A 23,269-nucleotide genomic window follows, 5' to 3' on the forward strand; every position below is an offset into this window, starting at 1 on the left:
CATGCGTCAGCTAGTGGATTTTGATGCCATCGATAATGCATTTATTCTGGATATGGCCATGGGCGGTTCTACCAATACGGTTTTGCATACCCTTGCCATTGCCCGCGAGGCAGGCATCCAGTATCCGCTGTCCCGCCTCAATGATCTGGCGCAGAAAGTCGCCTATTTGGCAAAGGTTTCCCCGGCATTATCCACCGTGCATATTGAGGACATTGGTCGGGCAGGGGGTATTCCCGCCATCCTCCACGAAGTCCACAAGCGTAATCCCGATGTACTGCATCTGGACAAGCCAACGGTCAGCGGCCAGAGCCTCCGTGAAATTGTTTCGGAAGCGAGCGTCAAGGACAGTAAAATCATTCGTCTGGCGGATAATCCTATTTCTCCGACGGGGGGGCTGCGGGTGGTTTTCGGTAATCTCGCTCCTGAGGGCGGCATTGTCAAAATTGGTGCGGTTATTCCGGAAATGCGTCGGTTTTCAGGCCCAGCCAAAATTTTTGAGAGCATGGATGGTGCTGCCGAAGGGATTCTGGCGGGCGAGGTGCACGCGGGCGATGTGGTGGTTATCCGCTATGAAGGACCTAAAGGTGGTCCCGGTATGCCGGAAATGCTGACCCCAACCGCCAATATCATGGGAATGGGACTGGGTGAAAGCGTGGCCTTGATTACTGATGGTCGTTTCAGTGGTGCTACCCGTGGTGCCTGTATTGGTCATATTTCTCCTGAGGCCGCTGAAGGCGGGCCGATCGGTTTGCTGAAAGCCGGTGATATCATCTCTCTGGACCTGGACAATGGTAAAATTCATGTTGATTTGAGTGATGAAGAACTGGCCGAGCGCCGCAAGCACTGGGTGCCCATTGAAAAACCTTTGTCGTCTCCCTGGTTGCGGCGTTATCGCAAGCTGGTTACCAATGCGGCCAATGGCGCCATTTTGGAGTCCTGATTATTCATGAGTAATGGTGAATTGCATATTGGTGTTTATGTAGATGCGGAAAATGTGCGTTATAACGGTGGCTATGCCATGCGTTATGACGTATTGCGGCGCTTCGCTGCGCGTGAAGACCAGGCGCGTCTGCTGCGCCTGAATACCTATATGGCCGTGGACGGGGAACGCATGAAAAGTGACCGTGAGTACCGTGAAGGTATTCGCAGTTACCAACAGGCGGTTCGTGACCTGGGTTGGAAAATCATTGAAAAACCCGTGCGCTGGTTTGTGGATGATGAGGGTAACCGGGTTTCAAAAGCCAATGCCGACCTGGACCTAGCGGTTGATGTCATGCTTCAGTCCGAACGACTGGATCAGTTGCTGCTGGTGACTGGAGATGGTGATTTTCTCCAGGTAGTCAGGGCGCTGCAAAATAAGGGATGCCGAGTCGAGGTTCTGGCATTTCGCAATGTTTCCAGAGAGTTGCAGCACGAAGCTGATGCTTTTTATTCGGGTTATCTAGTGCCTGGTTTGCTCCCGACCCGAGGCGATGTACGAGTCCCATGGGGAGAAATGGGCTCTCGTATTCGTGGTATTTGTATTCGTTGGGAAGCCGAGCGCGGCTTTGGTTTTATTCGTTTTCTGACCAATATCTCCGCCCGACTTTGGGTGACAGATACGCGTCATGAGGACTCTCCCTACGAATCGGCTTTTGTGCATATTTCCGACTTGCCCCGCGAGTTGGATACAGACGAACTCCCCAGTCGGGATATTATTCTCGAATTTGATATTGAGCCCAGTGAAACCGAAAAAGGCGGATTCATTGCTCGACGCTGTACGGTAGTCAATCGCTATGACGGACGTAGTGGCGGTATGAGCAAACAACCCGAACGGCAGACCATGGATCGCGGCGAAGAACTGCATTTTGCAGAGACTCGGGAAGCTGAGGAAGCAGTCGAACCAGAAGTTCTCGAGGAGACCACGCCTTAAACCCGTTTTTTCAGAGAATCTGGAAAAAAACCTGACTACGACGTTGGAAATTATAGAGTTGCTGCCGTGGAACAGGAAGTTCCTCCAGGGTTCCCTGGCGGAATTTGCGCTCCAGAAACCAGTGGGTAGTTTGGGTGCTCAACACAAAAATCTGTGACAATTGCCGTTCTCTGGCCCAGTTCTCACAAAACGCCATCAGCCGCTCACCGCGTCCCTGACGACGATACCGGCTATCCACCGCCAGACAGGCGACCTCTGCCATGCCCTGTTCGGGATAAGGATAGACGGCCGCGCAGCCAATAATCTTGCCGTCCCGTTCCATGACCACAAAATGATCCGCTTCCATTTCCAGGCGTTCACGACTGCGTTTCACCAGAATCCCTTTTTCTTCCAGCGGCCTGATCAAAGCGAGAATGCCGGGAATATCGGTGACAGTGGCCATCCGCATGTGCTCAAAGGAATCCCTGGATATCAGCGTGCCCAGGCCATCACGGGTAAACAGTTCGCGGAGCAGGGCACCATCCACATGCCGGGAAATCAGATGAACACGTTCTACGCCCCGAGCACAGGCTGTTCCGGCACTCAGTAGATGCTCGCGGGCATCTGCCGTAATATTTGGGCGGTCCAGCAGGCTCGGAATTTCTGAAGAGGTCAGTTGCCGCAGGAGTTCTCCTTCTCCATCCAGAATCCCGTCCTCGTCCATGTAAAAAACCAGTTTTGCCGCACCCAAAGCAATGGCCGCAGCGACAGCTACTTCTTCAGCACGGATATTGAACAGAGTTCCGGTAGGAGAAACCCCGATAGGTGAAAGCAGAACAATTTCGTCAGCGGCTAGATGCCGTTCCATGGCCTCGTTAGCCACCCGCCGTACTTGCCCGGTACTTTGATAATCCACCCCTTCGAGAATACCCAAAGGCTGGGCAATAATGAAATTACCGCTGACCACCTGAAGTCCGGCATGCGCCATGGGCGAACCCATTTGTCCTTCAGATAGCACTGCTTCCACCACCAGCCGCGCGCCGCCTACCGCTTCCCGCAGAACCTGCATGGCTTCGGGGCTGGTAATGCGCTTACCATTGACGCGCTGCGTTTGTAAGCCATGAACTTGCAGAGCCGCATCGATTTGTGGACCGGCGCCATGAACCAGCACCACGTTAATCCCCAGGCTGTTGAGCAGGGCAATATCATGGGCCAGACCACGAATACTGCCATCAGCAATGGCATCGCCACCAAAATTGATGACGAAAGTCTGCCCCCTGAAGCGATGGATATAGGGGGAAGACTCGCGAAAACTGCGGACAAAACTATCAATAGGCATGTTTTGTCCCTGCCATATCGAGCGCAAAGTCGTTATTGTCAGTCAGCAATGATGGTTGTCCGGTACGTTACTGGGTATTCAGGGAGATGGTCGGGCGCCGGGTTTTGGGTTGGTTCAGTGCGGCAAATTCTTCGGGGGTATACGCCTTGACTGCCAAGGCATGAATTTTTTCCCGTACTGACTCCGTCGCCGCGTTGACCAGCCGGTGACGGGCGAGGGGCGCCATACCCTCAAACTGATGGCAGACAATGCGTAACTCGTAGTGACCACCACCGTCGGATTGCTCGTGCGAACTGTGGGCCTCACTACGATCTTTAATTTCCAGAAACTCGGGATGAAGGGCATCTTCAATGAGATGTTCAAGCACTTGCTTGTTCATGGTAAAAACACTCCTTTGTAGGGACGAACACTGACATCTGCATAGACGCCAGCACTGAGATAGGGTTCGGCGGCCGCCCAGGCATGGGCTTCTTCCAGAGAATTAAAACGGGCGATAATCAGACTGCCGGTAAATCCCGCTTCGCCGGGTTCTTCCGTATCAGCCGCCGGGAAAGGGCCGGCCGTCAGCAGTCGTCCTTCAGATTGTAACTGATGCAGGCGCGCCAGATGATCACCCCGGGCGTTTTGGCGCTTGCTCAGGGAATTCGGATTATCGGTGCCAATGATGCAGTAATACATAAGCTTGTCCTATCAATGAATGAGCGGTATGGGTGTTTCCAGCATCGGCGTTCACGAGTCACTGTCTTTAATTTCCTGGGGAAGTGCCCGGGAAATGACCACGGCCTGGAACAGCACAAAAATGATGGTAATGCCGAGCATACCGAAAAGCTTGAAGTCTACCCAGATACCTGTCGAAAAACTGTAGGCCACCACCAGATTCAGGACCGCGCCAAAAATAAAAAACGTGATCCAGTAAATATTGAGGCGTCGCCAGAACGATTGCGGCAAAGTGGCTGGCAGTTGACCACCCATCAGGCGTTCGAGCAGAGGCTGTTCCCGCCAATGGGTGAACAACAGGACTCCGGCAAAAAGCAGGTAGAGGATGCTGGGTTTGACCTTGATGAAGGTATCATTATGAAAATAGAGAGTCAGGCCACCAAAAATCAGGATCAGCAGCGTAGAGACCCAGGTCATTGTCTCAATGCGCCCACGCCGCCACCATTGCCAGGCCATGAGCACAATGGCGGCAACAATCAGCACTTCTGTAGCCGTATAAATACCATGAATCTTATACGCTACAAAAAAGAGGATAATGGGCAAAAAGTCGGTAAGCAGTTTCATGACGGGACGCAGTAATATAGAGTGGAACGCAGCTATCTAATCACAGAAAGGAGTTTATGGACAGTGGAACGTCAGCATTTGCTTCAAAGTTTAGCGGCGCTGCTGGGGGATAGCAGTGATCATCCCTTGCCGGATTTCGCCAGCATCAAGGCGGCGCGCTGGCGACATTTGCCTCTGGGTGGGCGTCTGGAGGCCGTTAGCCGGGTGGATTTGCCGGATATGGATGAGTTGTTGGGTATTGACGAAACCAAGGCGGCCCTGGAATTGAATACCCGGCAGTTTGTGGCCGGTTTCCCGGCCAATGACGCATTGCTCTGGGGCGGAAGGGGAACGGGAAAGTCCTCCCTGGTCAAAGCCTTGCTGCGGCGTTATGCCGATCAGGGCCTGCGTCTGATTGAAATAGATGCGGATGGTATTCTCGATTTGCCGGAAATACTGGCCGCCCTGCAGGCTGCTGATCCCGAACAGCGTTATCACTTTGCCCTGTTTTGTGATGATTTGTCTTTTGGTTCTGATGATCCTGGCTACAAAGCCCTCAAATCACTGCTGGATGGCGGTGTGGAAGCGCGGCCCGACAATGTGCTTTTGTATGCCACCAGTAATAGGCGTCATCTCATGCCCCGACATTTTTCTGACAATGAAGAATATCACCGGCATGGCGATGAGATTATTGCGGGCGAAACAGCTGAGGAAAAAATCAGTTTATCTGAGCGTTTTGGTTTGTGGCTGGGCTTTTATCCCTTTGATCAGGCAATGTATCTGGATATTTGCGCGATCCATATGCAGCGTCTGAATATGCCGGCAGATCCTGAGCAATGGCAGGAGGAAGCCCTGCGCTGGGCACTGCAGCGTGGTTCCCGCAGCGGCCGGGTAGCCCGCCAGTTTGCCCGGCACTGGGCCGGATCAAGGTCATTGGCAGGACAGTAAAACGCTGCGCCCGAGCTGCGGGTTTTCAGGCCTTGGGCTTGTTGATTTCCTGACTGATGATGTGGAGCATCTGCGCATGTACGCGCAGATTGCCTGCCACAATGTTGCCATTTTCCAGAAATCCCTGGTCCCCCGTAAAGTCGGTAGCGACCCCTCCGGCCTCCTGAACCAGCAGTGCTCCTGCGGCCAGATCCCAGGGTTTGAGGTTGAATTCCCAGAATCCGTCATAACGGCCGGCGGCCACGTAAGCCAGATCCAGAGCGGCGGAACCCGGGCGCCGAATACCTGCAGTTTTTAGCATGAAGGCCTTGAAGGTGGCGAGATAGGTGTCTAGATAGGAGAAATCCCGAAAAGGAAATCCGGTACCCAGAAGCGCGCCATCCAGATCTTTGCGTTGGGCAATACGCAGGCGGCGATCATTCAGATGGGCGCCGCCGCCGCGCGTGGCAGTAAACAGTTCATCGTGGATGGGGTTATAAATAACGGCATGTTCCAGCCGGTCAAAATGTTTAATACCAATGGAAACACAAAGTTGTGGCATGCCGTGAATGAAATTGGTAGTGCCGTCGAGAGGGTCAATAATCCATTCAAAATCCTTGTCAGGAATCCGGTTACCTTCTTCGGCCAGAATGCCATGATCCGGGTAGGCGCGGCGGACGATTTCGACAATGGCGGCCTCGGCGCGTTGATCCACGTCGGTCACAAAGTCATTGTGCGCTTTATTGGTGATGGTAATTTCGTTGACTCGGGCAAAACTGCGATTGATGATATCGCCGGCTTTGCGGGCGGCACGGATAGCGGTAACGAGTATGGGATGCTGCATGAGAACCCTTATGGGAAAATAAATTGGGTCCATTATAAAGGAGAACGACAATGACCGCACGAATAGCGCTGCGAATAATCGCAAAAAGCCTTCAGGTTAAACTACCATTTGCTATCAAATTTACCAGAGCGTGATCAGGAGTAACCTAGCTTGAGTACAAAATTTCTGGAGGGGCTGCGGGTGGTTCTGGTGGAAACCAGTCATCCTGGCAATATTGGCGCCACTGCCCGCGCCATGAAAGTGATGGGACTGCAACATCTGGTCCTGGTGAATCCACGTTTTTTTCCCCATCCTGAAGCGACAGCACTGGCATCAGGTGCCGAGGATGTTCTTGAACGGGCGCAAGTCACGGCAGATCTGGCTACAGCCTTGCAGGGGTGTCACAAGGTCTATGGAACCAGTGCCCGGGATCGCCGCATTCAGTGGCCTGTGCTGGATGCTCGCGAGGCGGCTGTGGAAATGGTTGCGGAGCTTGCTGCCGGAAACTGTGCGCTGGTTTTTGGCCGTGAGCGCACGGGGCTCAGCAATGAGGAGCTGGATCATTGTCAGGTTCTGGTGAATATCCCCACGGCGGAATTATATCATTCCCTGAATCTTGGTCAGGCGGTGCAGGTTCTGGCTTACGAACTGCACATGGCGACACGCTGCACAACGGCGGAATGGTGCGCTGATACTGATGCAACAAGCATTGAAGTAGCAGCGCCCATGGAGGATATGGAAGGTTTTTATGGTCATCTGGAGCAGGTTTTGCGGCAAAGTGGTTTTTTGCAGGAAATTCGTGCCATCCGGATGATGCGACGTCTGCGCCGTTTATATGACCGGGCGCGGCCTACCGCTAATGAAGTCAACATTCTGCGTGGCATTCTCACCGAAATACAGCGATGGGCGACGAATAGTAGACAAAAAGGGTCGGGATAGTCTTTAATGCGGACTGACAAGGGCGCGTAAATCGGGAGGAACATAACAAATGGCTGGTCATTGGCGTGCTGACCTGGATGCCGTATTTGCCCGTGATCCTGCCGCCCGCAATCGTCTTGAGGTTTTGTTGACCTACCCTGGTGTGCATGCCCTGTTTATGCACCGTCTGGCCCATGAGCTCTGGAAACGGCGCTGGCGCTTGTTGGCCAGGAGTCTCGCGGCTTTTTCCCGTTTTTGGACGGGCATTGAAATTCATCCTGGTGCCTGCATCGGGCAACGCTTTTTTATTGATCATGGCATGGGTGTAGTGATCGGTGAGACGGCAGAAATTGGCGATGATTGTACGCTTTATCACGGAGTTACCTTGGGTGGAACGTCCTGGCAACCGGGCAAGCGTCATCCCACATTGGGTAATGGTGTGATTGTCGGCGCGGGGGCCAAAGTGCTGGGACCCATTATGGTTGGCGATCAGGCTCGGATTGGTTCCAACGCGGTCGTGGTCAAATCGGTTCCGGCAGGGGCGACGGTGGTGGGTATTCCCGGCCGGGTAGTGAATAAAGGGGAGCAACACCCGGATAATTTTGAGGCCTATGGACTGACCGGGCAGATGCCTGATCCGGTAGCGCGCGCAATAGAATGCATGCTCGAACACATGCATCGTCAGGATGCCGAGATCACCCAGATCAGGTCTGGATTGCAACAATTACAGCCGCGTGAAGCCTTGATGCCGGTCGAGGAAATCGCCTGTTCTCTGGAAGCAGAGCCGGATTCTGCTGAACAGGGAACTTCAAAATAGAATACTTGACTAAATTAGTACAGATAGTAGGATGTGCAGCAGAGGTTACCTGATATGAAATTGACGACGAAAGGCCGCTATGCCGTAACAGCCATGCTCGATTTGGCTTTGCATCAGAGTGAGGACGTGGTGACGGTAGCGGATGTTTCCCGGCGTCAGCAAATATCGGTGGCTTATCTGGAGCAGTTGTTTGGACGCATGCGGCGCTTCGGGCTGATTGAAAGTGTGCGTGGGCCAGGTGGAGGTTATCGGCTGGCTGTGCCGGATTCAGAAATTCCCCTGACCAAGATTGTCGAGGCGGTTAATGAATCCATCAGCACAACCCAGTGTGGTGGTGAATCGCAAAACAGCTGCAAAGGTGATGCTCAACAATGTCTGACCCATGATTTGTGGGAAGAATTGGGCGAGCGTATCGCCAGTTTTCTCGGGGGTATCACCTTAGGTGATCTGGTTGCCCGACATTTACAAAAAGAATCGGCGCAGGGTGTGCCGGTGCGTATGCAAAATCACCATGTATCGCGTTCGGCGACACATGATACCGCTTGATACCGTGAGGTGCAGAAAATGAATCAACCCCAAATTATCGACCTGGAGAGCAAGAAACCCTTGCTGATTGACCCGGATCGTCCCATTTATCTGGATTACCAGGCGACCACGCCGGTAGATCCTCAGGTGTTGGAACAAATGCTGCCTTATTTGACCCATGATTTTGGCAATGCGGCGAGCCGTTCTCATGCTTATGGCTGGACAGCAGAAAAGGCTGTCGAAAAAGCCCGTCAGCAGGTAGCGGATGCGCTTCATGCGGATCCCCGGGAAATTGTCTGGACCTCAGGCGCAACAGAGGCTACTAATCTGGCCTTGAAAGGCGCGGCGCATTTTTATTCCGGTAAGGGCAAGCACATTATCACCCTGCGCACCGAGCATAAAGCGACGCTGGACACTTGCCGTCAGTTGGAGCGGGAAGGTTTTGAGGTTACCTACTTGGAGGTTCAGGAAGATGGTCTGGTCGATCTGAAGGCGTTTGAAGCCGCCATTCGCCCAGATACCATTATCGCCTCGGTGCTGTTCGTGAATAATGAAATCGGTGTCATCCAGCCCATGGAAGAAATTGGCCGGATTTTGCGGGCACACAAGGTGCTTTTCCATGTAGATGCGGTGCAGGCGCTGGGTAAGGTGCCGGTAGATGTAGAAGCCATTCAGGCGGACATGATGAGCTTGTCAGGACACAAGATTTATGGTCCCAAAGGAATCGGTGCCCTGTATGTCCGGCGCAAGCCCCGGGTGCGCGTAGAAGCTCAGGTGCATGGTGGTGGTCACGAACGGGGTATGCGTTCAGGCACTTTGCCCACACACCAGATTGTAGGTATGGGAGCAGCGGCTGAATTGGCCGTTCAGTTAATGGGTGCTGATGCCCAACGAATTGGTAAATTGCGCGATCGTCTGCTCAAAGGCATTCAGGATCGTGTTGAAGAAACCTATATTAATGGCAGTATGGAACATCGGGTTCCGCATAACCTGAATATCAGTTTTGCCTTTGTCGAAGGCGAATCTCTGATCATGGCTCTGAAGGAAATTGCGGTTTCCAGCGGTTCAGCCTGTACTTCAGCCAGTTTGGAGCCATCTTACGTGCTCCGGGCGCTGGGTAAATCTGACGAATTAGCCCATAGTTCCATTCGTTTCGGTATTGGGCGCTTCACGACCGAGGCAGAAATTGATGCCACTATCGAGTTGATTGCGGGCAAAGTGGGCAAATTGCGGGAGTTGTCCCCGCTTTGGGAAATGCATCTGGAAGGCATAGATCTTAACAGTATTCAGTGGGCCGCACATTAAGGCTCTCACGCAAGGAGAATAGTCATGGCATACAGCGAAAAAGTGATTGATCATTACGAAAATCCCCGGAATGTTGGGGCGATGGATAAGGATGATAGCGGGGTCGGCACCGGCATGGTGGGCGCGCCCGCATGTGGAGACGTCATGCGTCTGCAAATCAAGGTGAACGAGCAGGGCATTATCGAAGATGCCAAGTTCAAGACTTATGGTTGCGGTTCGGCCATTGCCTCCAGCTCATTAGTTACTGAGTGGGTCAAAGGTAAAACTCTGGACGAGGCTATGACGATCAAAAACAGTCATATTGCCGAAGAACTGGAATTACCACCCGTCAAAATCCACTGCTCTGTGTTGGCAGAAGATGCCATCAAAGCGGCTGTGGAAGACTATCGCAGCAAGCGGGGTGCCGGGCACAGTCAAGCTGAAGTGGCTGCCGCCCAGGTGGCACATTAAGGATACGGTCATGGCTTTGACTTTATCAGAAAGTGCGGTCCAGCAGGTGCGCAAAAGCATTGCCAAACGGGGTAAGGGCTTGGGAATCCGAATTGGTGTCAAAACCAGCGGCTGCTCTGGCTTATCCTACGTGATGGAGTTTGTGGATGCCCCTAACCCGGAAGATATGGTTTTTCCCCATGATGATGTGAGTCTGTTCGTGGATCCGAAAAGCCTCATATATCTGGACGGGACGGAACTGGATTTTACCCGTGAAGGCCTGAATGAAGGGTTTCGTTTCAACAACCCTAATGTGAAGGACGCCTGCGGCTGCGGCGAGAGCTTCACGACCTGATGGCAGAGGTATGCATTCAGTGCGGGGCGGAGCTCAATGCTCCCCCCGCACTTTGTCATTCTTGTGGAGCTATTCAGCCCTTTCGGGCGGAGTTATCCCTGTTTGATGTGGTCGGTTTGCCGGAAAGCTATGATCTGGATTTGCAGGCATTACGGAGTCAGGTATTGCAGTTGCAGAAAACCCTGCATCCCGACCGCTTTGCCCAGGCAGACGCGACGACCCGGCGGTTTTCCCTGGAGTGGAGTACCCGGCTGAATGAAGCGCTGGCGGTACTGCGTGATCCCCTGAAGCGTGCCGATTATGTGTTGCAACGTCAGGGAATTGATGCCCTTGGAGAACAGGTCAAGGTGGCTGATCCGTCACTGTTGATGACCCAGATGATATATCGTGAGCGTCTGGAAGAAGTGCTTGCAGGCAGAGACCAGAACGGATTGGACAATTTGCGCGGAGAGGTGGAAGACGCTTCATCCAAAGCCGTAAATAAGCTTCATATCCTCTTGAAAAAACTGCCCTGTGAACAGGTGGACGAGGCTGGATCTGTACTGCGTGAGTTGCAGTTTCTGGACAAACTCCTGGTTGAAATTGATCGTGGCGAAGAATCTTTGCAAAATCTGTAGTTTTGGCTGCGTCACACGATATTTTTAAGATAAGCCTGGCGTATTGACCTTGCAGGGACCATACCCAGAGCTTTTTATCATTAATAAACAAGGTGCTATAGCATGGCGTTAATGCAAATTGCAGAACCAGGTATGGCTGCTGATCCGCATCAGCGGCGGCTGGCTATCGGGATTGATCTGGGAACTACCCATTCGCTGGTGGCTTCCGTTTTGTCGGCGCTGCCAACAGTCATGCGCAATCATGACGGGCAATATTTGTTGCCCTCGGTGGTGCGCTACTGCGAAGACGACAAAGTGGTTGTGGGTTATCCAGCGCAGGCTGCAGCGGGTCAGGATCCTCATAACACCATTGCTTCGGTAAAGCGTTTTATGGGGCGTGGCCATGAAGACGTTCAGCTCCTGGCCGGGCATTTACCTTACGATCTGGTACCCGCTGAAGGCATGATTCGCCTGCGCACCCGAGCGGGTGAAAAGTCTCCCGTTGAGGTTTCTGCCGAAATTCTTAAGGTTCTGAAAGCACTGGCGGTGGAAACGCTGGGATCTGAGCCCGAAGGTGCCGTCATCACCGTGCCGGCCTATTTTGATGAGGCGCAGCGGCAGGCTACTAAAGATGCTGCCCGACTTGCGGGCTTGAATGTTTTGCGCCTGCTGGCCGAGCCTACGGCGGCGGCGGTGGCGTATGGACTGGATAAAAAAAGTGAAGGTCTTTTTGCCATTTATGATCTTGGCGGCGGCACTTTTGACATTTCCATTTTACGCTTGCAGGCGGGGGTGTTTGAAGTGTTGGCAACTGCCGGCGATACGGCCCTGGGTGGCGATGACATGGATCACGCCATTGCTGAGTGGTTGATGGCGGAAGGGGGCACTCAGCTGGATGATCCACTCCGGCGTCGTCAAATTTTGCAGCAGGCGCGGCAGGCCAAAGAGGCGCTGACAGATCAGGATCAGGTTCAGATTACGCTGGATGCTGCGGGGGGTGCTCCGCAAGTCATTCACTTGAGCCGAACCCAGCTTGAGACCCTCATTCAGCCTGTTCTGCAGCGCACCCTGCCGGCCTGCCGGCGCGCCCTGCGTGATGCGGGCCTGAAAGTGGCGGAGGTGGACGGTGTGGTGCTGGTGGGGGGGGCAACCCGAGTTCCGGCCCTGCGTAGTCTGGTGGCCGAATTTTTTCAGCAGCCCGTATTGACAGATATTGATCCTGATCAGGTTGTGGCTTTGGGTGCGGCCATTCAGGCTGATGCGTTGGTGGGCAATCAGCGCGAAGACTTACTGTTGATGGATGTTCTGCCCCTTTCATTGGGTCTGGAGACCATGGGCGGGCTGGTGGAAAAAATCATTCCCCGTAATACCCCCATTCCCGCTGCCAAAGCCCAGGAGTTCACAACTTTCAAGGACGGGCAAACGGCCATGAGTATTCATGTGCTGCAGGGCGAGCGAGACCTCGTGCAGGATTGTCGTTCTCTGGCGCGGTTCAGTTTGCGGGGGATTCCCCCAATGGTGGCCGGGGCTGCCCGGATTCGGGTTACCTTTCAGGTTGATGCCGATGGACTATTAACGGTGTCGGCCGAAGAAAGCAGTACGGGCGTGCGTTCGGAGGTGCTGGTTAAACCCAGTTTTGGCCTGAATGACGAAGAAATTGCGCGTATGCTTCAGGATTCTTTTGCGCATGGGGCTGATGACGTCGCACATCGACGCCTTTCTGAAGCGAGGGTGGAAGGAGAACGGGTGCGCGAGGCCTTGCAAAGTGCCTTATCTGCGGATGCTGCCTTGCTGCAAGCGGACGAAAAAGCCCAATTGGATGTCGCCAGTCAGCATTTAGAGCAGTGTCTGGCCGGCAGTGATGCAGAGGCCATCAGTAAAGCCGCCGAGGCTGTGGAAGCTGCAGCCGAACCTCTGGTGCAACGACGCATGGATAGTGCCTTGCGGCGGGCTATTGCCGGCCGTTCCATAGATGATCTGGGAGAGTAAATGACTAAAATACAAGTACTACCCAATGCTGAACTTTGCCCTGAAGGGGCGGAGTTTGAGGCGGAGCCAGGGGAAACCATTATTGCTGCGGCCATGCGCAACCATATAGCGATTGAACATGCCTGCGAAATGTCCTGTGCCTGTACAACCTGTCATGTCATTTTGCGGGAAGGTTTTGACAGCCTCGTAGAAGCCGAAGAAAAAGAGGAGGATCTTCTCGACAAAGCCTGGGGTCTGGAGCCCACTTCGCGTCTGAGTTGTCAGGCCAAAGTGGCAGAAACCCCTCTGGTTATTGAAATACCCAAGTACACCATCAATCTGGAAAAGGAGCGGCACTAATGCACTGGGACGATACCATGGATATTGTTTTCGCGCTGGATGAAGCGCATCCCGATGCGGATGTGCAGTTGCTTCGATTTACAGATTTGCATCGCTGGATTGTGGAACTTGCAGACTTTGATGATGATCCTGAAAAGTCCAGCGAAGGGGTTCTTGAAGCCATCCAGATGGCCTGGCTGGCAGAGCGGGACTAAGGACAGATTAACATGGCGGCGCCCAAGGCATTGGTGGCACTTTCCGGTGGTGTGGATTCAGCGGTAGCGGCGATTCTTATGCAGGAACAAGGCTATGATCTGATCGGCGTCACCATGCGCCTGTGGCCGAAAAGTCGTTGTTGCGACGAGAAAGATATTGAAGACGCAGCCGAAGTCTGTGCCCAGCTCAATATCCCTTATCAGGTTCTGGATTATCGCGAGGCTTTTCGCCAGCAGGTAGTGGACGTGTTTGTGGCAGAATATCAGGCGGGGCGAACGCCCAATCCCTGCGCCCGCTGCAATCAGTTTCTCAAGTTCGATGCCCTGTTGGAAGAAGGTAAAAAGCTGGGTGCGACAATTCTGGGTACGGGTCATTATGCCCGTCTTCAGGAAACACCTTTCGGGATGTCTTTGCTGCGGGGTGAGGACGCAGCAAAAGATCAGTCTTATTTTCTGTTCGCTCTGAATGCTGGTCTGTTGCCACAGCTGCGTTTCCCAGTGGGTGAAATGAATAAGGACGCTGTTCGGGCCCTAGCCCGGCGGCACGGTTTGCCGGTGGCAGCCAAACAGGATTCCCAAGATATCTGTTTTGTTCCTGACGGAGACTATCGGCGTTTCCTGGCGGATTATGCCGGCCTTGATATGGAGCAGGAAGGTGAGATGGTCGATAGCAGTGGTCAAGTGATCGGGCATCATTCCGGAACCCTCAATTTTACTGTAGGGCAGCGCAAAGGTCTGGGTGGCGGCAGTGGTCAACCGCGCTACGTGCTGGCCCTGGATCCGGTCAGTAATCAGGTGCGCGTTGGTAGTGAAACTGAATTGTATCAGCCTCAGGCTTATTTGCAGGACTGCAACTGGCTGACGACTCTATCTGCCTCAGATGAACACCATGTCACCGTCAAATTGCGGTATCGTTCACGCCCGGAGCCGGGTCTGTTGCTACTCAAAGAAGATGGTCGTGCCGAAATTCGCTTTCATGAAGCACAACGCGCCATTACCCCCGGTCAGGCAGCGGTGTGTTACCAGGGTGAGCGTCTGATCGGTGGTGGCTGGATAAGATAGAAGGTTTAACGGCGAAATTTGCCGATTAACTCATTTTATTCTCGTATTTATGTTGATATTCTGATATTGTCTGCTCGTCGTCATGATACAGTCTATATGACGGCCCTTTGCATTGGTCCCCACCTTGAGAAGCGTCTGCCCAGACTGACGCCCTAGCGGCGAGGCCGGTGTTTTGGAGTAAATCCCATGTCGTCTGATTTTGCATCTCTCGGTCTTTCCGAGCCCATTTGGCGTGCCGCAGCGGAACGCGGTTATACCACCCCCACACCTATTCAGGAACAGGCCATACCGGTAGTCATGTCAGGTGTGGATTTGCTGGCAGGCGCGCAAACCGGCACGGGTAAAACCGCTGCTTTTGCCATGCCGATTCTCCATAAACTGGCCGCCACGTCGGAAACTGCGTTTCATGGTCCCTCCAGCGTGCGAGCCCTGGTGTTGGTCCCTACCCGGGAACTGGCTGCTCAGGTAGAAGAAAGTGTGCAGCTTTACGGGCGACATTTGTCTCTCCGCTCCATGATTCTGATTGGTGGCGTCAAAATCAATCCACAAATGCAGAAATTGCGACGCAGTGTGGACGTGCTGGTGGCCACACCAGGGCGCCTTCTGGATCATATTCAGCAACGCAGTGTGGATTTGTCGCATGTTGAAATTCTGGTTCTGGATGAAGCGGATCGAATGCTGGATATGGGTTTTATTCGGGATATTCGCCGTATTTTGGCAGTATTGCCCAAAAAACGTCAGAACTTGTTGTTTTCCGCCACTTTTTCGCCGGAAATCAGAACGCTGGCAGACGGCCTTCTGAATAATCCGGTCAGTGTCGAAGTGGCCAGTCGCAACGCGACTGCCGATACGGTTTCTCAGCGCTTTCTGGCCGTTGATCAGGAGCGTAAAAGAGAACTCCTGACCCATCTTATTGGTGAACATCAATGGCATCAGGTGCTGGTGTTTACGCGTACCAAACATGGTGCGGATCGACTGGCGAAACATCTCTCCCAGGGGGGTATGCAGGCCATGGCCATTCATGGTGACAAGAGCCAGGGTGCCCGTACTCGTGCGCTGGCTGAATTCAAGGAAGGTAAGGTGCGGGTGCTGGTGGCTACGGACATTGCTGCACGGGGCATTGATATCAATGAATTACCGCATGTGGTGAACTTTGAACTGCCGCATGTGCCGGAAGACTATGTCCACCGGATTGGGCGTACCGGCCGCGCAGGAAATAATGGTCAGGCGGTTTCTCTGGTCAGCGTAGATGAGCGTAAACAGTTATCGGACGTAGAAAAGCTTTTAAAGCGCTCTTTTACCAAGGAAACCATTGTGGGGTTCGAGCCCAAGCAAAGCTTTTCCAGCCACCCGCATGTGCCGCATGCGCGCCGTCCGGCTGCGCCCGGTGCTCAGCGCCGAGCGCCTTCACGTCCGGCTGGTGGCGGAAATCGGTTTCGGGATCGATAAAGTCCGCTCATAAATGTTGCTGGATCATGTTTGTCCGGTTTTTCAGCTTGGCAGACCCCGTGCTGATCAGTCACAATGCTGAGGGAAGGGGCGTTAACCCAAGAAAAGGCAGACATGGAAGAAGAGAAGGTTTCCTCTGCACGCATTCTGGTCGTTGAGGATGAAGAGGGCATTCAAGAATTGTTGCGGGTTACTCTGAAGCGTCAGGGCTTTGAGGTGCGTTGCGAAGGCAGCGTTGAATCCGCTGAGCCGGCGCTACAGAGTTGGGCACCTCAGCTCGTTATTCTGGACTGGATGCTACCGGGTGAAAATGGTCTCGCCTGGTGTCGGGCCTTGCGGCGTAGCGAAGAAACCCAAAAACTGCCTATTATCCTTCTGACTGCCCGAGGTGAGGAAGGAGATAGAGTGCATGGCCTGGAATCGGGGGCAGATGATTACCTGGCCAAGCCCTTTTCACCACGTGAGATGGTGGCGCGCGTCAACGCGTTGTTGCGCCGCAGTTATGGTAATAATGCTGCCGGTGTGGTGAAGCTGGGGGAGTTGCATGTAGACCTGCGTGCGCATCGGGTTTATGTGAAAGATGTGCAGCTGCACCTGGGTCCCACGGAATTTCGTATGCTGCGCCTGTTTGTCACCAATCCAGATCGGGTTTTTTCTCGCGACATGTTGTTGGATCAGATTTGGGGCCGGCAAAGTTTTATCGAAGAGCGCACTGTCGATGTTCATATCCGCCGTTTGCGGCGCGTTCTTGACGAATACGGCCACGCGTCCCTGATTGAAACGGTTCGTGGTGAGGGTTATCGATGTAGTGCAGTGGTCGGTGACGTATGATCGTGGCACCACATAAGATTCTGAAAAATTCTCTTTTGTTTTTGTGAAAACTTTGCGCGCCTGGTTTTACCCGCTGGCCATATGGGCTCTGATTCCCCTTTTTCTGGCCGCAGACAGTTTACGTGCCTGGTCTTATGTACCTCCCGTTATCATTGCCTTGATTCTGGCCATCTGGGTTGCCTGGCATCGGCAACAGTCCCAAAGTTTCAGTGCCTGGTTCCGTAATCCCGATACCCATCTTCCCCCCCTCGCTGGAGGGCTTTGGGAAGAAACATTTGCCGACGGTTATCACTGGCGGCGGGATCAGGAGGCCAGACAACGTCAGTTAAGCGCCCAGATTCTGCAGCTACGCGATGCGCTCCAGGCAATGCCAGATGTGGTAGTGCTCATGGATGAGCGCGGCCAATTGGTCTGGGTTAATCCTTCAGGTATTCGCCTCTTGCAATTGCAATGGCCCGATGATGTTGGCAAACCTCTGGCTTTCTGGTTGCGTACTCCCAATCTGCGGGCATTTTTGAGCGGTGAGGGTCCTTCAAGTTTGCAATTGGCTGCCCCATCAGATGCCCAGTTGCTTTTGGAGGGGGTACGTTATCCTTTGGCCGATGCTGGAGCCTTGGTGATTTTTCGGGATGTGACCCGCATTCGCCAATTGGAGCAGGTGCGCCAGGATTTTGTGGCCAACGTCTCTCATGAACTGCGTAGTCCATTGACTGTTGTGCGGGGCTTCCTTGAAAACTTGCTGGATGGTCCGCTGGCCGAAGACGAAGAAGTAGGCAGTCAGTTGCATTTGATGGAGCAGCAAACCCTGCGGATGCAATCCCTGGTTGAAGATTTGCTTTCACTGGCGCGTATGGAGGCGGCTGAAGCCGAACCAGAGCGCTGTGATACTGTCATTTTCAGTGCACTGATTGAGGGTGTGCTGGATACGCTCAAGCCCAATATATCCGAAAAAAGACTGAAAATTTACACCCAGCTGGACGAGAATCTGGGTATTTTTGCAGAACAGGTAGACTTAACCAGTATTATTCGTAATCTCCTTGAAAATGCTATCAAGTACACCCCCGCTGGGCGCAGTATTAGCATCAGCTGGGGCCGTGGTCCTGATATGCTCAGGCTGATGGTACAAGATACTGGAGACGGGATTGCTGCCGAACATCTGCAAAGAATTACCGAACGTTTTTATCGGGTGGACAAGGGAAGATCCCGGCGGATGGGGGGTACAGGTTTGGGACTTGCCATTGTTCGCCATGCGGTAGAACGCTATCAGGGCCATTTGGAAGTACATAGTGAAATTGGCCAGGGAACGGTATTTACCGCACAGTTTCCCTTGTCTCTGGCGCGTAGTGTTGGCAACGGTGAAAGTCTGTCATAAAACGGTAATAAAAACCTGCTATGGTAGACTGTCTATGCAGTGGGCATCACCCTGGAAGGTTGCGTATTAACTTGAAAATTATAATGAATACAAAATATGTTGGCGTCAGTGTGCTGCCGAAAATATTTCAGTTTGCCATAAGTCCTTACCATGCGTGGCAAAATCTTGCCTGGGCGGGTGCGTTAATGGCTACTCTCGCCGTGTTGGTTTTGAGCCTTGGATCACGTTTTCTTATTAAAGACAGGAGCCCGCGTTAATGTCGGAACTTCAAAATACCAAAATTGCTGTTCGCCACCTGGATTTTTACTACGGCAGTAACAAGTCCCTCAAGGATATCAATCTGGAGATGCCGGAAAAACAGGTTACTGCTTTCATTGGCCCTTCGGGTTGTGGTAAGTCGACCTTGCTACGAGTCTTTAACCGGATGTATTCATTGTATCCCGGGCAGCGCGCTACCGGTGAGGTGTTGCTGGATGGCGAAAATATTCTTTCCCCCAGTATGGACGTCAATATGTTGCGTGCCAAAATCGGCATGGTGTTTCAAAAGCCAACGCCCTTTCCGATGTCGATTTACGATAATATAGCCTTCGGCATCAAACTCTACGAAAAACTTCGCAAGGTGGAAATGGATGAGCGGGTAGAAGAAGCCCTGCGTCAGGCCGCTCTCTGGGACGAGGTCAAGGATAAACTCAAGACCAGTGGTTTGGGTCTTTCCGGAGGACAACAGCAACGTCTGTGTATTGCCCGCGCTGTTGCGGTAAAACCCGAAGTGATTTTGCTGGATGAGCCTACTTCCGCTCTCGACCCGATAGCTACCCTGAAAATTGAGGAACTGGTCAGTGAATTGCGCAATCAGTTCACCATTCTCATTGTGACCCACAATATGCAACAGGCTGCGCGCGTGTCTGATTACACGGCCTTTATGTATATTGGTGAAATGGTCGAGTTTGGCCAGACCAACCAATTATTTACCAATCCGGCCAAGAAGCAGACGGAAGATTACATCACGGGTCGTTATGGTTAAGGAGAACTGAACATGGATAAAGATCAGCATATTTCCCAACGTTTCAATGATGATTTGAACGAAGTTCATGCGCTGGTTCTGGCGATGGGTGGCGTCGTTGAAGAACAAATCAGCAATGCCATTCGCGCCTTGCAGACTGGGGATAATGACCTGGCCCGGGAAGTGGTAGCTCGGGACCATGAGGTCAATGGTTATGAAGTTCGGATTGAGGAGGAATGTATCAATATCCTCGCAATGCGCCAACCGGCGGCCTCGGACTTACGTCTGGTCATGACGCTCATCAAAAGTATTGCCGATCTTGAGCGCATGGGCGATAAGGCCAGCAAGATTGCCGATATGGTGTTGGCCATGGGCCATGGGACACGCAATTCCAATCCGGCTTTCATGCGTGATGTGGGCGTCATGGCGGATTATGCGCTGAACATGCTGCGCCGTGCCATGGATGCCCTGGCTCGGGCAGATGCTGAACAGGCCATTGCCATTGCCAAGGGAGACGAGGTCCTCAATCAGGAATACCGGTCTGCCCTGCGTCGTCTGATTACTTATATGATGGAAGACCCACGCACCATTACTCCAGCTATTGATGCCCTGTTTATTGCCAAGGCCATAGAGCGTATTGGCGACCATGCCCGTAATATTTGTGAGTATGTGATTTATCTTGCCAAGGGCAAAAATGTCCGGCATCTTCCCTTGGATCAGGTAGAGCAAAGCCTCCAGGGGAAATAATCATGTCGGAACCCGTGACCACTGCAGTATTGGAAAATTATTTGGCAGCAGTGGATCTGGGTTCCAATTCTTTTCATATGGTGGTGGCGGAAGAACTGGGTTCAGAAATTCGTTTGCTTGACCGCCTGCGAGAAGGTGTGCGACTTGCCGAAGGTTTGCGGGAGGATGCCACGCTCGATCCGCTGGTCGAAAAACGGGCGCTGGATTGTCTGGCACGTTTTGGTCAGCGCCTGCGTGGGATTCGTCCCGAGCGGGTCCGCATCATTGGTACCAACACGTTGCGCCAGGCAAGTGCTGCTGAGGGTTTTGTGCAGGCTATTGAAGCCACTCTGGGTTTTCCTCTGGAAATTGTTGCCGGCCGGGAAGAGGCGCGACTGGTCTATCTGGGGGTCGCGCATAGCCTGGCGGTAGATGCGGATGAACGACGTCTGGTGGTTGACATCGGTGGGGGGAGTACCGAACTCATTGTGGGTCAGGGTTTTGTTCCGAATAATCGTGAGAGCCTCCATTTTGGTTGTGTAGGCTCCAGCCGCGCGTTTTTCCCGGATGATCTGATCACCACTGTGTCCTGCGAGCGGCTTGAAAAAAAGGTGCGTATGGCCGTAGAGCCAATGCTGGATGAATTTACCGGCCATGGCTGGGATCAGGCCGTAGGTTCTTCAGGGACAGTCAAAGCCATCAACCGGATTCTGGTCGAGAATGGTCAGGGTAGCCGTATTACCCGCGACGGTATGTATTGGTTGCGAGAGCAAATTCTGCAGTTGGGATCGGTGCGGGCCTTGTCCCGTCTGAAAGGTTTGAAGTCCGATCGTGCTGCTGTTTTTGCGGGTGGTTTCATGATTCTTTTCGCCTTGTTCGAGGCTTTGAATATTCAGGAAATGCGCTTTTCAGAAGGGGCGTTGCGGGAAGGTGCCATTTATGACCTGCTCGGCCGGATTCACCAGGAAGACACCCGCGAACTCAGTATTCGCAGTCTCCAGGAGCGCTTTCACAGTCAAACCGGGCGTAACCGGGGGGTGGCAGCCTGGGCGGACCAGTTTTTTGTGGCAGCGATGGCGAACTGGTCTTTGCATGGTGCCCATCAGCAATGGCTGCAGTGGGCGGCGTTAACCCATGATATTGGTCTGGACATTGCCCATTCCGGCTTTCACAAGCACGGCGAATACATCTGGCGCAATGCCGATTTGGCAGGATTTTCCCGCAGAGAGCAGGGCGTTGTGGCAGCATTGCTGCGCACCCAGCGCAAGCGACTTCCGCATCTGCAGTTCTATTCTACCTTGGGTATTGCGGCTGAAGATCTGCTCGCTGTTCAGCGTTTGACGGTATTACTGCGTCTCGCTATTGTTTTTCATCGCGGCGCACAAGTTTCAGGAACCGCCCCCGCCTTGCAAGTGAATGATAAAGCCCTGCGTCTGTCACTTCCAGAGCATTACATGAATGAAATGCCCCTGCTTTTTGCGGACATTGAGCAGGAACAGGAAAATATGGCCCCTGATTTTCATCTGCATTGGTAAGAGGATGCTCCCATCGAATTCCTGAACCCGCTGTTGCACTGGCTGCATCTGCAACCTGTCACGCTGAGCGTTATCAAGGAATTCCTCCGCCAATATGGGTATTGGATACTGTTTGTCGGGACCTTGCTGGAAGGCGAGGCGGTAGTCATTATTGCCGGGGCGCTTGCTCATGCCGGTGTACTTGATTTACCCATGGTTATTGCCGTTTCCTGGCTGGGCAGCACGATTAATGATCAGGTTCTGTATCAGGTAGGTTCGCGCTATGGAGAACGCATTCTCGACTGGCTTCCCAATTTTCTTAAGCGCCATGTTGCCCAGGCAGAGGGATTGATTAGGCGCTTTGGTGATTGGGTGACGCTGCTGTTTCGCTTTATTTATGGGACTCGAACCATCACCCCGATACTCCTGGGTGTTCATCATTATCCACCCCGGCGCTATTTGATCATGAATCCACTGGCTGCTGCTGTCTGGGCGGGTGCCATCGCCGGCATCGGTTATGTTCTCGGGGCTTCCTTGCAAAGCCTGCTGAATGGCGTGCGCCAGGTGCAAATTATTTTGTTGCTGTTACTGTTTGTGGGTGCTTTGCTTTACTGGTTTTGGCATCGCAGGAATCCACCCAAAAACAGCAGTTAGCGCGGCTGATTTGCAGCGACTTAGGCCCTGACCTGAAGCCAGTCTTGCTCTAGTGGGGTAACTTGTGATAAAACGCGCTGGGCTTTGCCCTAATACGCACACGCAGCCTGAGAGGATTTCCGGGTGTCCGTAAGGATGGAGTTCTCGGCGGCGTGGTGGATCTTAACCCTATGAAAACTGGAGAAATATCTATGAGCAGCAATGTAAGCATGCGTGCCCTGCTGGAAGCTGGCGTGCACTTTGGTCATCAAGCCCGTTACTGGCACCCCAAAATGGCTCCTTACCTGTTTGGTGAGCGCAATCGCATTCACATTATCAATCTTGAACATACTTTACCCATGCTCCGTAGCGCGCTGGCTTTTATTGAGCAGGTGTCGCGCAAACATGGCCGTGTTCTTTTTGTGGGTACCAAACGCCAGGCGCGTGAAGCGGTTGAGCAGGAAGCCCGTCGTTGTGGCGCTTTTTTTGTGAATCAACGCTGGCTTGGCGGTACCCTGACCAACTTTAAAACCATTCGTCAGTCTATTCGTCGTCTGGACGAGTTGGACCAGATGACAGCCGATGGCACTCTCGAAAAGCTGACCAAAAAAGAAGGTCTGACCCTGTCGCGTGAGCGTGACAAACTGGAACGCAGTCTTGGTGGCATCAAGGAAATGAATGGTCTGCCCGATGCTATTTTTGTGATTGATGTGGGTCATGAAAATATTGCGGTGCTGGAAGCGCGCAAGCTGGGCATTCCGGTTATTGGTGTGGTCGATAGTAATTGTGATCCGTTGCTGATTGATTATCCTATTCCGGGTAATGACGATGCTACCCGTGCTATCCGTCTTTATGCTTCGCTGGTGGCTGATGCCATTTTGGCTGGTCGGCAGGGTGGCGAAGCGGATTTACTGGATGAATTCGTCGAAGTGGACGAAGAAACCATTGAAATTGACGCCGATTAACGCATTC

27 protein-coding genes are annotated in these 23,269 nt (G+C 53.0%); 22 read left to right on the forward strand and 5 right to left on the reverse strand.

All coding sequences use genetic code 11. The features are described from left to right. Both HJG40_RS06220 and HJG40_RS06225 read left to right on the forward strand, forming a co-directional pair. Nucleotides 1–940 (forward strand): dihydroxy-acid dehydratase domain-containing protein (locus HJG40_RS06220; RefSeq protein WP_215863383.1); only part of this gene is annotated, 940 nt, incomplete at its 5' end. A gap of 6 nt (nucleotides 941–946) precedes the next feature. Further along, nucleotides 947–1,912 (forward strand): LabA-like NYN domain-containing protein, encoded by a 966-nt coding sequence (locus HJG40_RS06225; protein WP_215863384.1) that lies wholly within the window; start codon nucleotides 947–949, stop codon nucleotides 1,910–1,912. A gap of 10 nt (nucleotides 1,913–1,922) precedes the next feature. Here the strand turns inward: HJG40_RS06225 and argA are convergent, their stop codons facing one another. The 4 genes from argA to HJG40_RS06245 form a co-directional block, all read right to left on the reverse strand. After that, nucleotides 1,923–3,230: an amino-acid N-acetyltransferase gene (gene argA / locus HJG40_RS06230; protein WP_215863385.1), complete on the reverse strand. Its 1,308-nt coding sequence runs from the start codon at nucleotides 3,228–3,230 to the stop codon at nucleotides 1,923–1,925. Between the two features lie 67 nt (nucleotides 3,231–3,297). Further along, nucleotides 3,298–3,609, reverse strand: coding sequence for a BolA family protein (locus HJG40_RS06235; protein WP_215863386.1), 312 nt, complete (start codon nucleotides 3,607–3,609; stop codon nucleotides 3,298–3,300). Then, nucleotides 3,606–3,908 (reverse strand): YciI family protein, encoded by a 303-nt coding sequence (locus HJG40_RS06240; RefSeq protein WP_024893514.1) that lies wholly within the window; start codon nucleotides 3,906–3,908, stop codon nucleotides 3,606–3,608. Before HJG40_RS06240 ends, HJG40_RS06235 begins: the two co-directional genes overlap by 4 nt. 51 nt (nucleotides 3,909–3,959) lie before the next feature. Then, complete coding sequence (locus tag HJG40_RS06245) at nucleotides 3,960–4,511, reverse strand: septation protein A (protein WP_215863387.1); 552 nt, start codon at nucleotides 4,509–4,511, stop codon at nucleotides 3,960–3,962. 63 nt (nucleotides 4,512–4,574) lie between these two features. On the opposite strand from HJG40_RS06245, the gene HJG40_RS06250 reads away from it, so the two are divergent. After that, the gene (locus HJG40_RS06250; protein WP_215863388.1) at nucleotides 4,575–5,438 is read left to right on the forward strand and encodes an ATP-binding protein; all 864 of its coding nucleotides are present in this window, start codon (nucleotides 4,575–4,577) and stop codon (nucleotides 5,436–5,438) included. Between the two features lie 25 nt (nucleotides 5,439–5,463). On the opposite strand, the gene HJG40_RS06255 is transcribed toward HJG40_RS06250, so the two are convergent. After that, complete coding sequence (locus HJG40_RS06255) at nucleotides 5,464–6,261, reverse strand: inositol monophosphatase family protein (protein ID WP_215863389.1); 798 nt, start codon at nucleotides 6,259–6,261, stop codon at nucleotides 5,464–5,466. Between the two features lie 150 nt (nucleotides 6,262–6,411). Between HJG40_RS06255 and HJG40_RS06260 the strand changes: the two genes are divergently transcribed. The 19 genes from HJG40_RS06260 (at nucleotide 6,412) to rpsB (ending at nucleotide 23,262) form a co-directional block, all read left to right on the forward strand. Continuing rightward, complete coding sequence (locus tag HJG40_RS06260; RefSeq protein WP_215863390.1) at nucleotides 6,412–7,179, forward strand: RNA methyltransferase; 768 nt, start codon at nucleotides 6,412–6,414, stop codon at nucleotides 7,177–7,179. Between the two features lie 49 nt (nucleotides 7,180–7,228). Beyond that, a complete protein-coding gene (cysE, locus tag HJG40_RS06265) occupies nucleotides 7,229–7,975 on the forward strand; it encodes a serine O-acetyltransferase (RefSeq protein WP_215863391.1) in 747 nt (248 codons plus the stop codon). Nucleotides 7,976–8,029: 54 nt separating this feature from the next. Further along, complete coding sequence (locus tag HJG40_RS06270; RefSeq protein ID WP_215863392.1) at nucleotides 8,030–8,521, forward strand: Rrf2 family transcriptional regulator; 492 nt, start codon at nucleotides 8,030–8,032, stop codon at nucleotides 8,519–8,521. 18 nt (nucleotides 8,522–8,539) lie between these two features. Beyond that, the gene (locus tag HJG40_RS06275) at nucleotides 8,540–9,805 is read left to right on the forward strand and encodes an IscS subfamily cysteine desulfurase (protein ID WP_226857249.1); all 1,266 of its coding nucleotides are present in this window, start codon (nucleotides 8,540–8,542) and stop codon (nucleotides 9,803–9,805) included. Between the two features lie 24 nt (nucleotides 9,806–9,829). After that, nucleotides 9,830–10,255: a Fe-S cluster assembly scaffold IscU gene (gene iscU, locus HJG40_RS06280; protein WP_215863393.1), complete on the forward strand. Its 426-nt coding sequence runs from the start codon at nucleotides 9,830–9,832 to the stop codon at nucleotides 10,253–10,255. Between the two features lie 10 nt (nucleotides 10,256–10,265). Continuing rightward, a complete protein-coding gene (iscA, locus tag HJG40_RS06285; protein ID WP_215863394.1) occupies nucleotides 10,266–10,589 on the forward strand; it encodes an iron-sulfur cluster assembly protein IscA in 324 nt (107 codons plus the stop codon). Further along, nucleotides 10,589–11,206 carry a Fe-S protein assembly co-chaperone HscB gene (gene hscB / locus HJG40_RS06290; RefSeq protein ID WP_215863395.1) on the forward strand — a complete coding sequence of 206 codons (618 nt, stop codon included), beginning with the start codon at nucleotides 10,589–10,591 and terminating at the stop codon, nucleotides 11,204–11,206. The genes iscA and hscB overlap by 1 nt, the downstream gene beginning before the upstream one ends. Before the next feature lie 102 nt (nucleotides 11,207–11,308). After that, nucleotides 11,309–13,174 (forward strand): Fe-S protein assembly chaperone HscA, encoded by a 1,866-nt coding sequence (hscA, locus tag HJG40_RS06295; protein WP_215863396.1) that lies wholly within the window; start codon nucleotides 11,309–11,311, stop codon nucleotides 13,172–13,174. After that, on the forward strand, nucleotides 13,175–13,513 hold the full coding sequence (fdx, locus tag HJG40_RS06300) for an ISC system 2Fe-2S type ferredoxin (RefSeq protein ID WP_215863397.1): 339 nt from the start codon (nucleotides 13,175–13,177) through the stop codon (nucleotides 13,511–13,513). After that, complete coding sequence (gene iscX / locus HJG40_RS06305; protein ID WP_142086378.1) at nucleotides 13,513–13,707, forward strand: Fe-S cluster assembly protein IscX; 195 nt, start codon at nucleotides 13,513–13,515, stop codon at nucleotides 13,705–13,707. The genes fdx and iscX overlap by 1 nt, the downstream gene beginning before the upstream one ends. Nucleotides 13,708–13,719: 12 nt before the next feature. Then, on the forward strand, nucleotides 13,720–14,769 hold the full coding sequence (gene mnmA / locus HJG40_RS06310) for a tRNA 2-thiouridine(34) synthase MnmA (protein WP_215863398.1): 1,050 nt from the start codon (nucleotides 13,720–13,722) through the stop codon (nucleotides 14,767–14,769). A 186-nt stretch (nucleotides 14,770–14,955) separates the two neighbouring features. After that, entirely contained in the window at nucleotides 14,956–16,218 is a 1,263-nt protein-coding gene (locus HJG40_RS06315) for a DEAD/DEAH box helicase (protein ID WP_215863399.1), read from the forward strand. Nucleotides 16,219–16,332: 114 nt separating this feature from the next. After that, on the forward strand, nucleotides 16,333–17,049 hold the full coding sequence (gene phoB, locus HJG40_RS06320; RefSeq protein ID WP_215863400.1) for a phosphate regulon transcriptional regulator PhoB: 717 nt from the start codon (nucleotides 16,333–16,335) through the stop codon (nucleotides 17,047–17,049). A 43-nt stretch (nucleotides 17,050–17,092) separates the two neighbouring features. Then, the gene (gene phoR, locus HJG40_RS06325; RefSeq protein WP_215863401.1) at nucleotides 17,093–18,421 is read left to right on the forward strand and encodes a phosphate regulon sensor histidine kinase PhoR; all 1,329 of its coding nucleotides are present in this window, start codon (nucleotides 17,093–17,095) and stop codon (nucleotides 18,419–18,421) included. Nucleotides 18,422–18,677: 256 nt separating this feature from the next. After that, nucleotides 18,678–19,445: a phosphate ABC transporter ATP-binding protein PstB gene (pstB, locus tag HJG40_RS06330; RefSeq protein ID WP_193649940.1), complete on the forward strand. Its 768-nt coding sequence runs from the start codon at nucleotides 18,678–18,680 to the stop codon at nucleotides 19,443–19,445. A gap of 12 nt (nucleotides 19,446–19,457) precedes the next feature. Next, nucleotides 19,458–20,171 (forward strand): phosphate signaling complex protein PhoU, encoded by a 714-nt coding sequence (gene phoU / locus HJG40_RS06335; protein WP_215863402.1) that lies wholly within the window; start codon nucleotides 19,458–19,460, stop codon nucleotides 20,169–20,171. A 2-nt stretch (nucleotides 20,172–20,173) separates the two neighbouring features. Next, nucleotides 20,174–21,685: a Ppx/GppA phosphatase family protein gene (locus tag HJG40_RS06340; RefSeq protein WP_215863403.1), complete on the forward strand. Its 1,512-nt coding sequence runs from the start codon at nucleotides 20,174–20,176 to the stop codon at nucleotides 21,683–21,685. 33 nt (nucleotides 21,686–21,718) lie between these two features. Next, on the forward strand, nucleotides 21,719–22,318 hold the full coding sequence (locus HJG40_RS06345; RefSeq protein WP_226857250.1) for a DedA family protein: 600 nt from the start codon (nucleotides 21,719–21,721) through the stop codon (nucleotides 22,316–22,318). 191 nt (nucleotides 22,319–22,509) lie between these two features. After that, nucleotides 22,510–23,262 (forward strand): 30S ribosomal protein S2, encoded by a 753-nt coding sequence (rpsB, locus tag HJG40_RS06350; protein ID WP_215863404.1) that lies wholly within the window; start codon nucleotides 22,510–22,512, stop codon nucleotides 23,260–23,262. Nucleotides 23,263–23,269 lie beyond the last annotated feature (7 nt).

The sequence above is a fragment of the Acidithiobacillus concretivorus genome (assembly GCF_018853445.1).
Lineage (GTDB): Bacteria > Pseudomonadota > Gammaproteobacteria > Acidithiobacillales > Acidithiobacillaceae > Acidithiobacillus > Acidithiobacillus concretivorus.

Bases quoted from the DNA above. Each gene is read 5' to 3' on its own strand.
- hscA (WP_215863396.1), top strand. From the start codon at position 11,309: ATGGCGTTAATGCAAATTGCAGAACCAGGTATGGCTGCTGATCCGCAT.
- rpsB (WP_215863404.1), top strand. From the start codon at position 22,510: ATGAGCAGCAATGTAAGCATGCGTGCCCTGCTGGAAGCTGGCGTGCAC.
- mnmA (WP_215863398.1), top strand. From the start codon at position 13,720: ATGGCGGCGCCCAAGGCATTGGTGGCACTTTCCGGTGGTGTGGATTCA.
- phoU (WP_215863402.1), top strand. From the start codon at position 19,458: ATGGATAAAGATCAGCATATTTCCCAACGTTTCAATGATGATTTGAAC.
- hscB (WP_215863395.1), top strand. From the start codon at position 10,589: ATGGCAGAGGTATGCATTCAGTGCGGGGCGGAGCTCAATGCTCCCCCC.
- HJG40_RS06225 (WP_215863384.1), top strand. From the start codon at position 947: ATGAGTAATGGTGAATTGCATATTGGTGTTTATGTAGATGCGGAAAAT.
- HJG40_RS06315 (WP_215863399.1), top strand. From the start codon at position 14,956: ATGTCGTCTGATTTTGCATCTCTCGGTCTTTCCGAGCCCATTTGGCGT.
- HJG40_RS06275 (WP_226857249.1), top strand. From the start codon at position 8,540: ATGAATCAACCCCAAATTATCGACCTGGAGAGCAAGAAACCCTTGCTG.
- HJG40_RS06270 (WP_215863392.1), top strand. From the start codon at position 8,030: ATGAAATTGACGACGAAAGGCCGCTATGCCGTAACAGCCATGCTCGAT.
- cysE (WP_215863391.1), top strand. From the start codon at position 7,229: ATGGCTGGTCATTGGCGTGCTGACCTGGATGCCGTATTTGCCCGTGAT.
- phoB (WP_215863400.1), top strand. From the start codon at position 16,333: ATGGAAGAAGAGAAGGTTTCCTCTGCACGCATTCTGGTCGTTGAGGAT.
- HJG40_RS06255 (WP_215863389.1), bottom strand. From the start codon at position 6,261: ATGCAGCATCCCATACTCGTTACCGCTATCCGTGCCGCCCGCAAAGCC.
- iscA (WP_215863394.1), top strand. From the start codon at position 10,266: ATGGCTTTGACTTTATCAGAAAGTGCGGTCCAGCAGGTGCGCAAAAGC.
- iscU (WP_215863393.1), top strand. From the start codon at position 9,830: ATGGCATACAGCGAAAAAGTGATTGATCATTACGAAAATCCCCGGAAT.
- HJG40_RS06340 (WP_215863403.1), top strand. From the start codon at position 20,174: ATGTCGGAACCCGTGACCACTGCAGTATTGGAAAATTATTTGGCAGCA.
- argA (WP_215863385.1), bottom strand. From the start codon at position 3,230: ATGCCTATTGATAGTTTTGTCCGCAGTTTTCGCGAGTCTTCCCCCTAT.
- fdx (WP_215863397.1), top strand. From the start codon at position 13,175: ATGACTAAAATACAAGTACTACCCAATGCTGAACTTTGCCCTGAAGGG.
- HJG40_RS06235 (WP_215863386.1), bottom strand. From the start codon at position 3,609: ATGAACAAGCAAGTGCTTGAACATCTCATTGAAGATGCCCTTCATCCC.
- HJG40_RS06245 (WP_215863387.1), bottom strand. From the start codon at position 4,511: ATGAAACTGCTTACCGACTTTTTGCCCATTATCCTCTTTTTTGTAGCG.
- iscX (WP_142086378.1), top strand. From the start codon at position 13,513: ATGCACTGGGACGATACCATGGATATTGTTTTCGCGCTGGATGAAGCG.
- HJG40_RS06240 (WP_024893514.1), bottom strand. From the start codon at position 3,908: ATGTATTACTGCATCATTGGCACCGATAATCCGAATTCCCTGAGCAAG.
- pstB (WP_193649940.1), top strand. From the start codon at position 18,678: ATGTCGGAACTTCAAAATACCAAAATTGCTGTTCGCCACCTGGATTTT.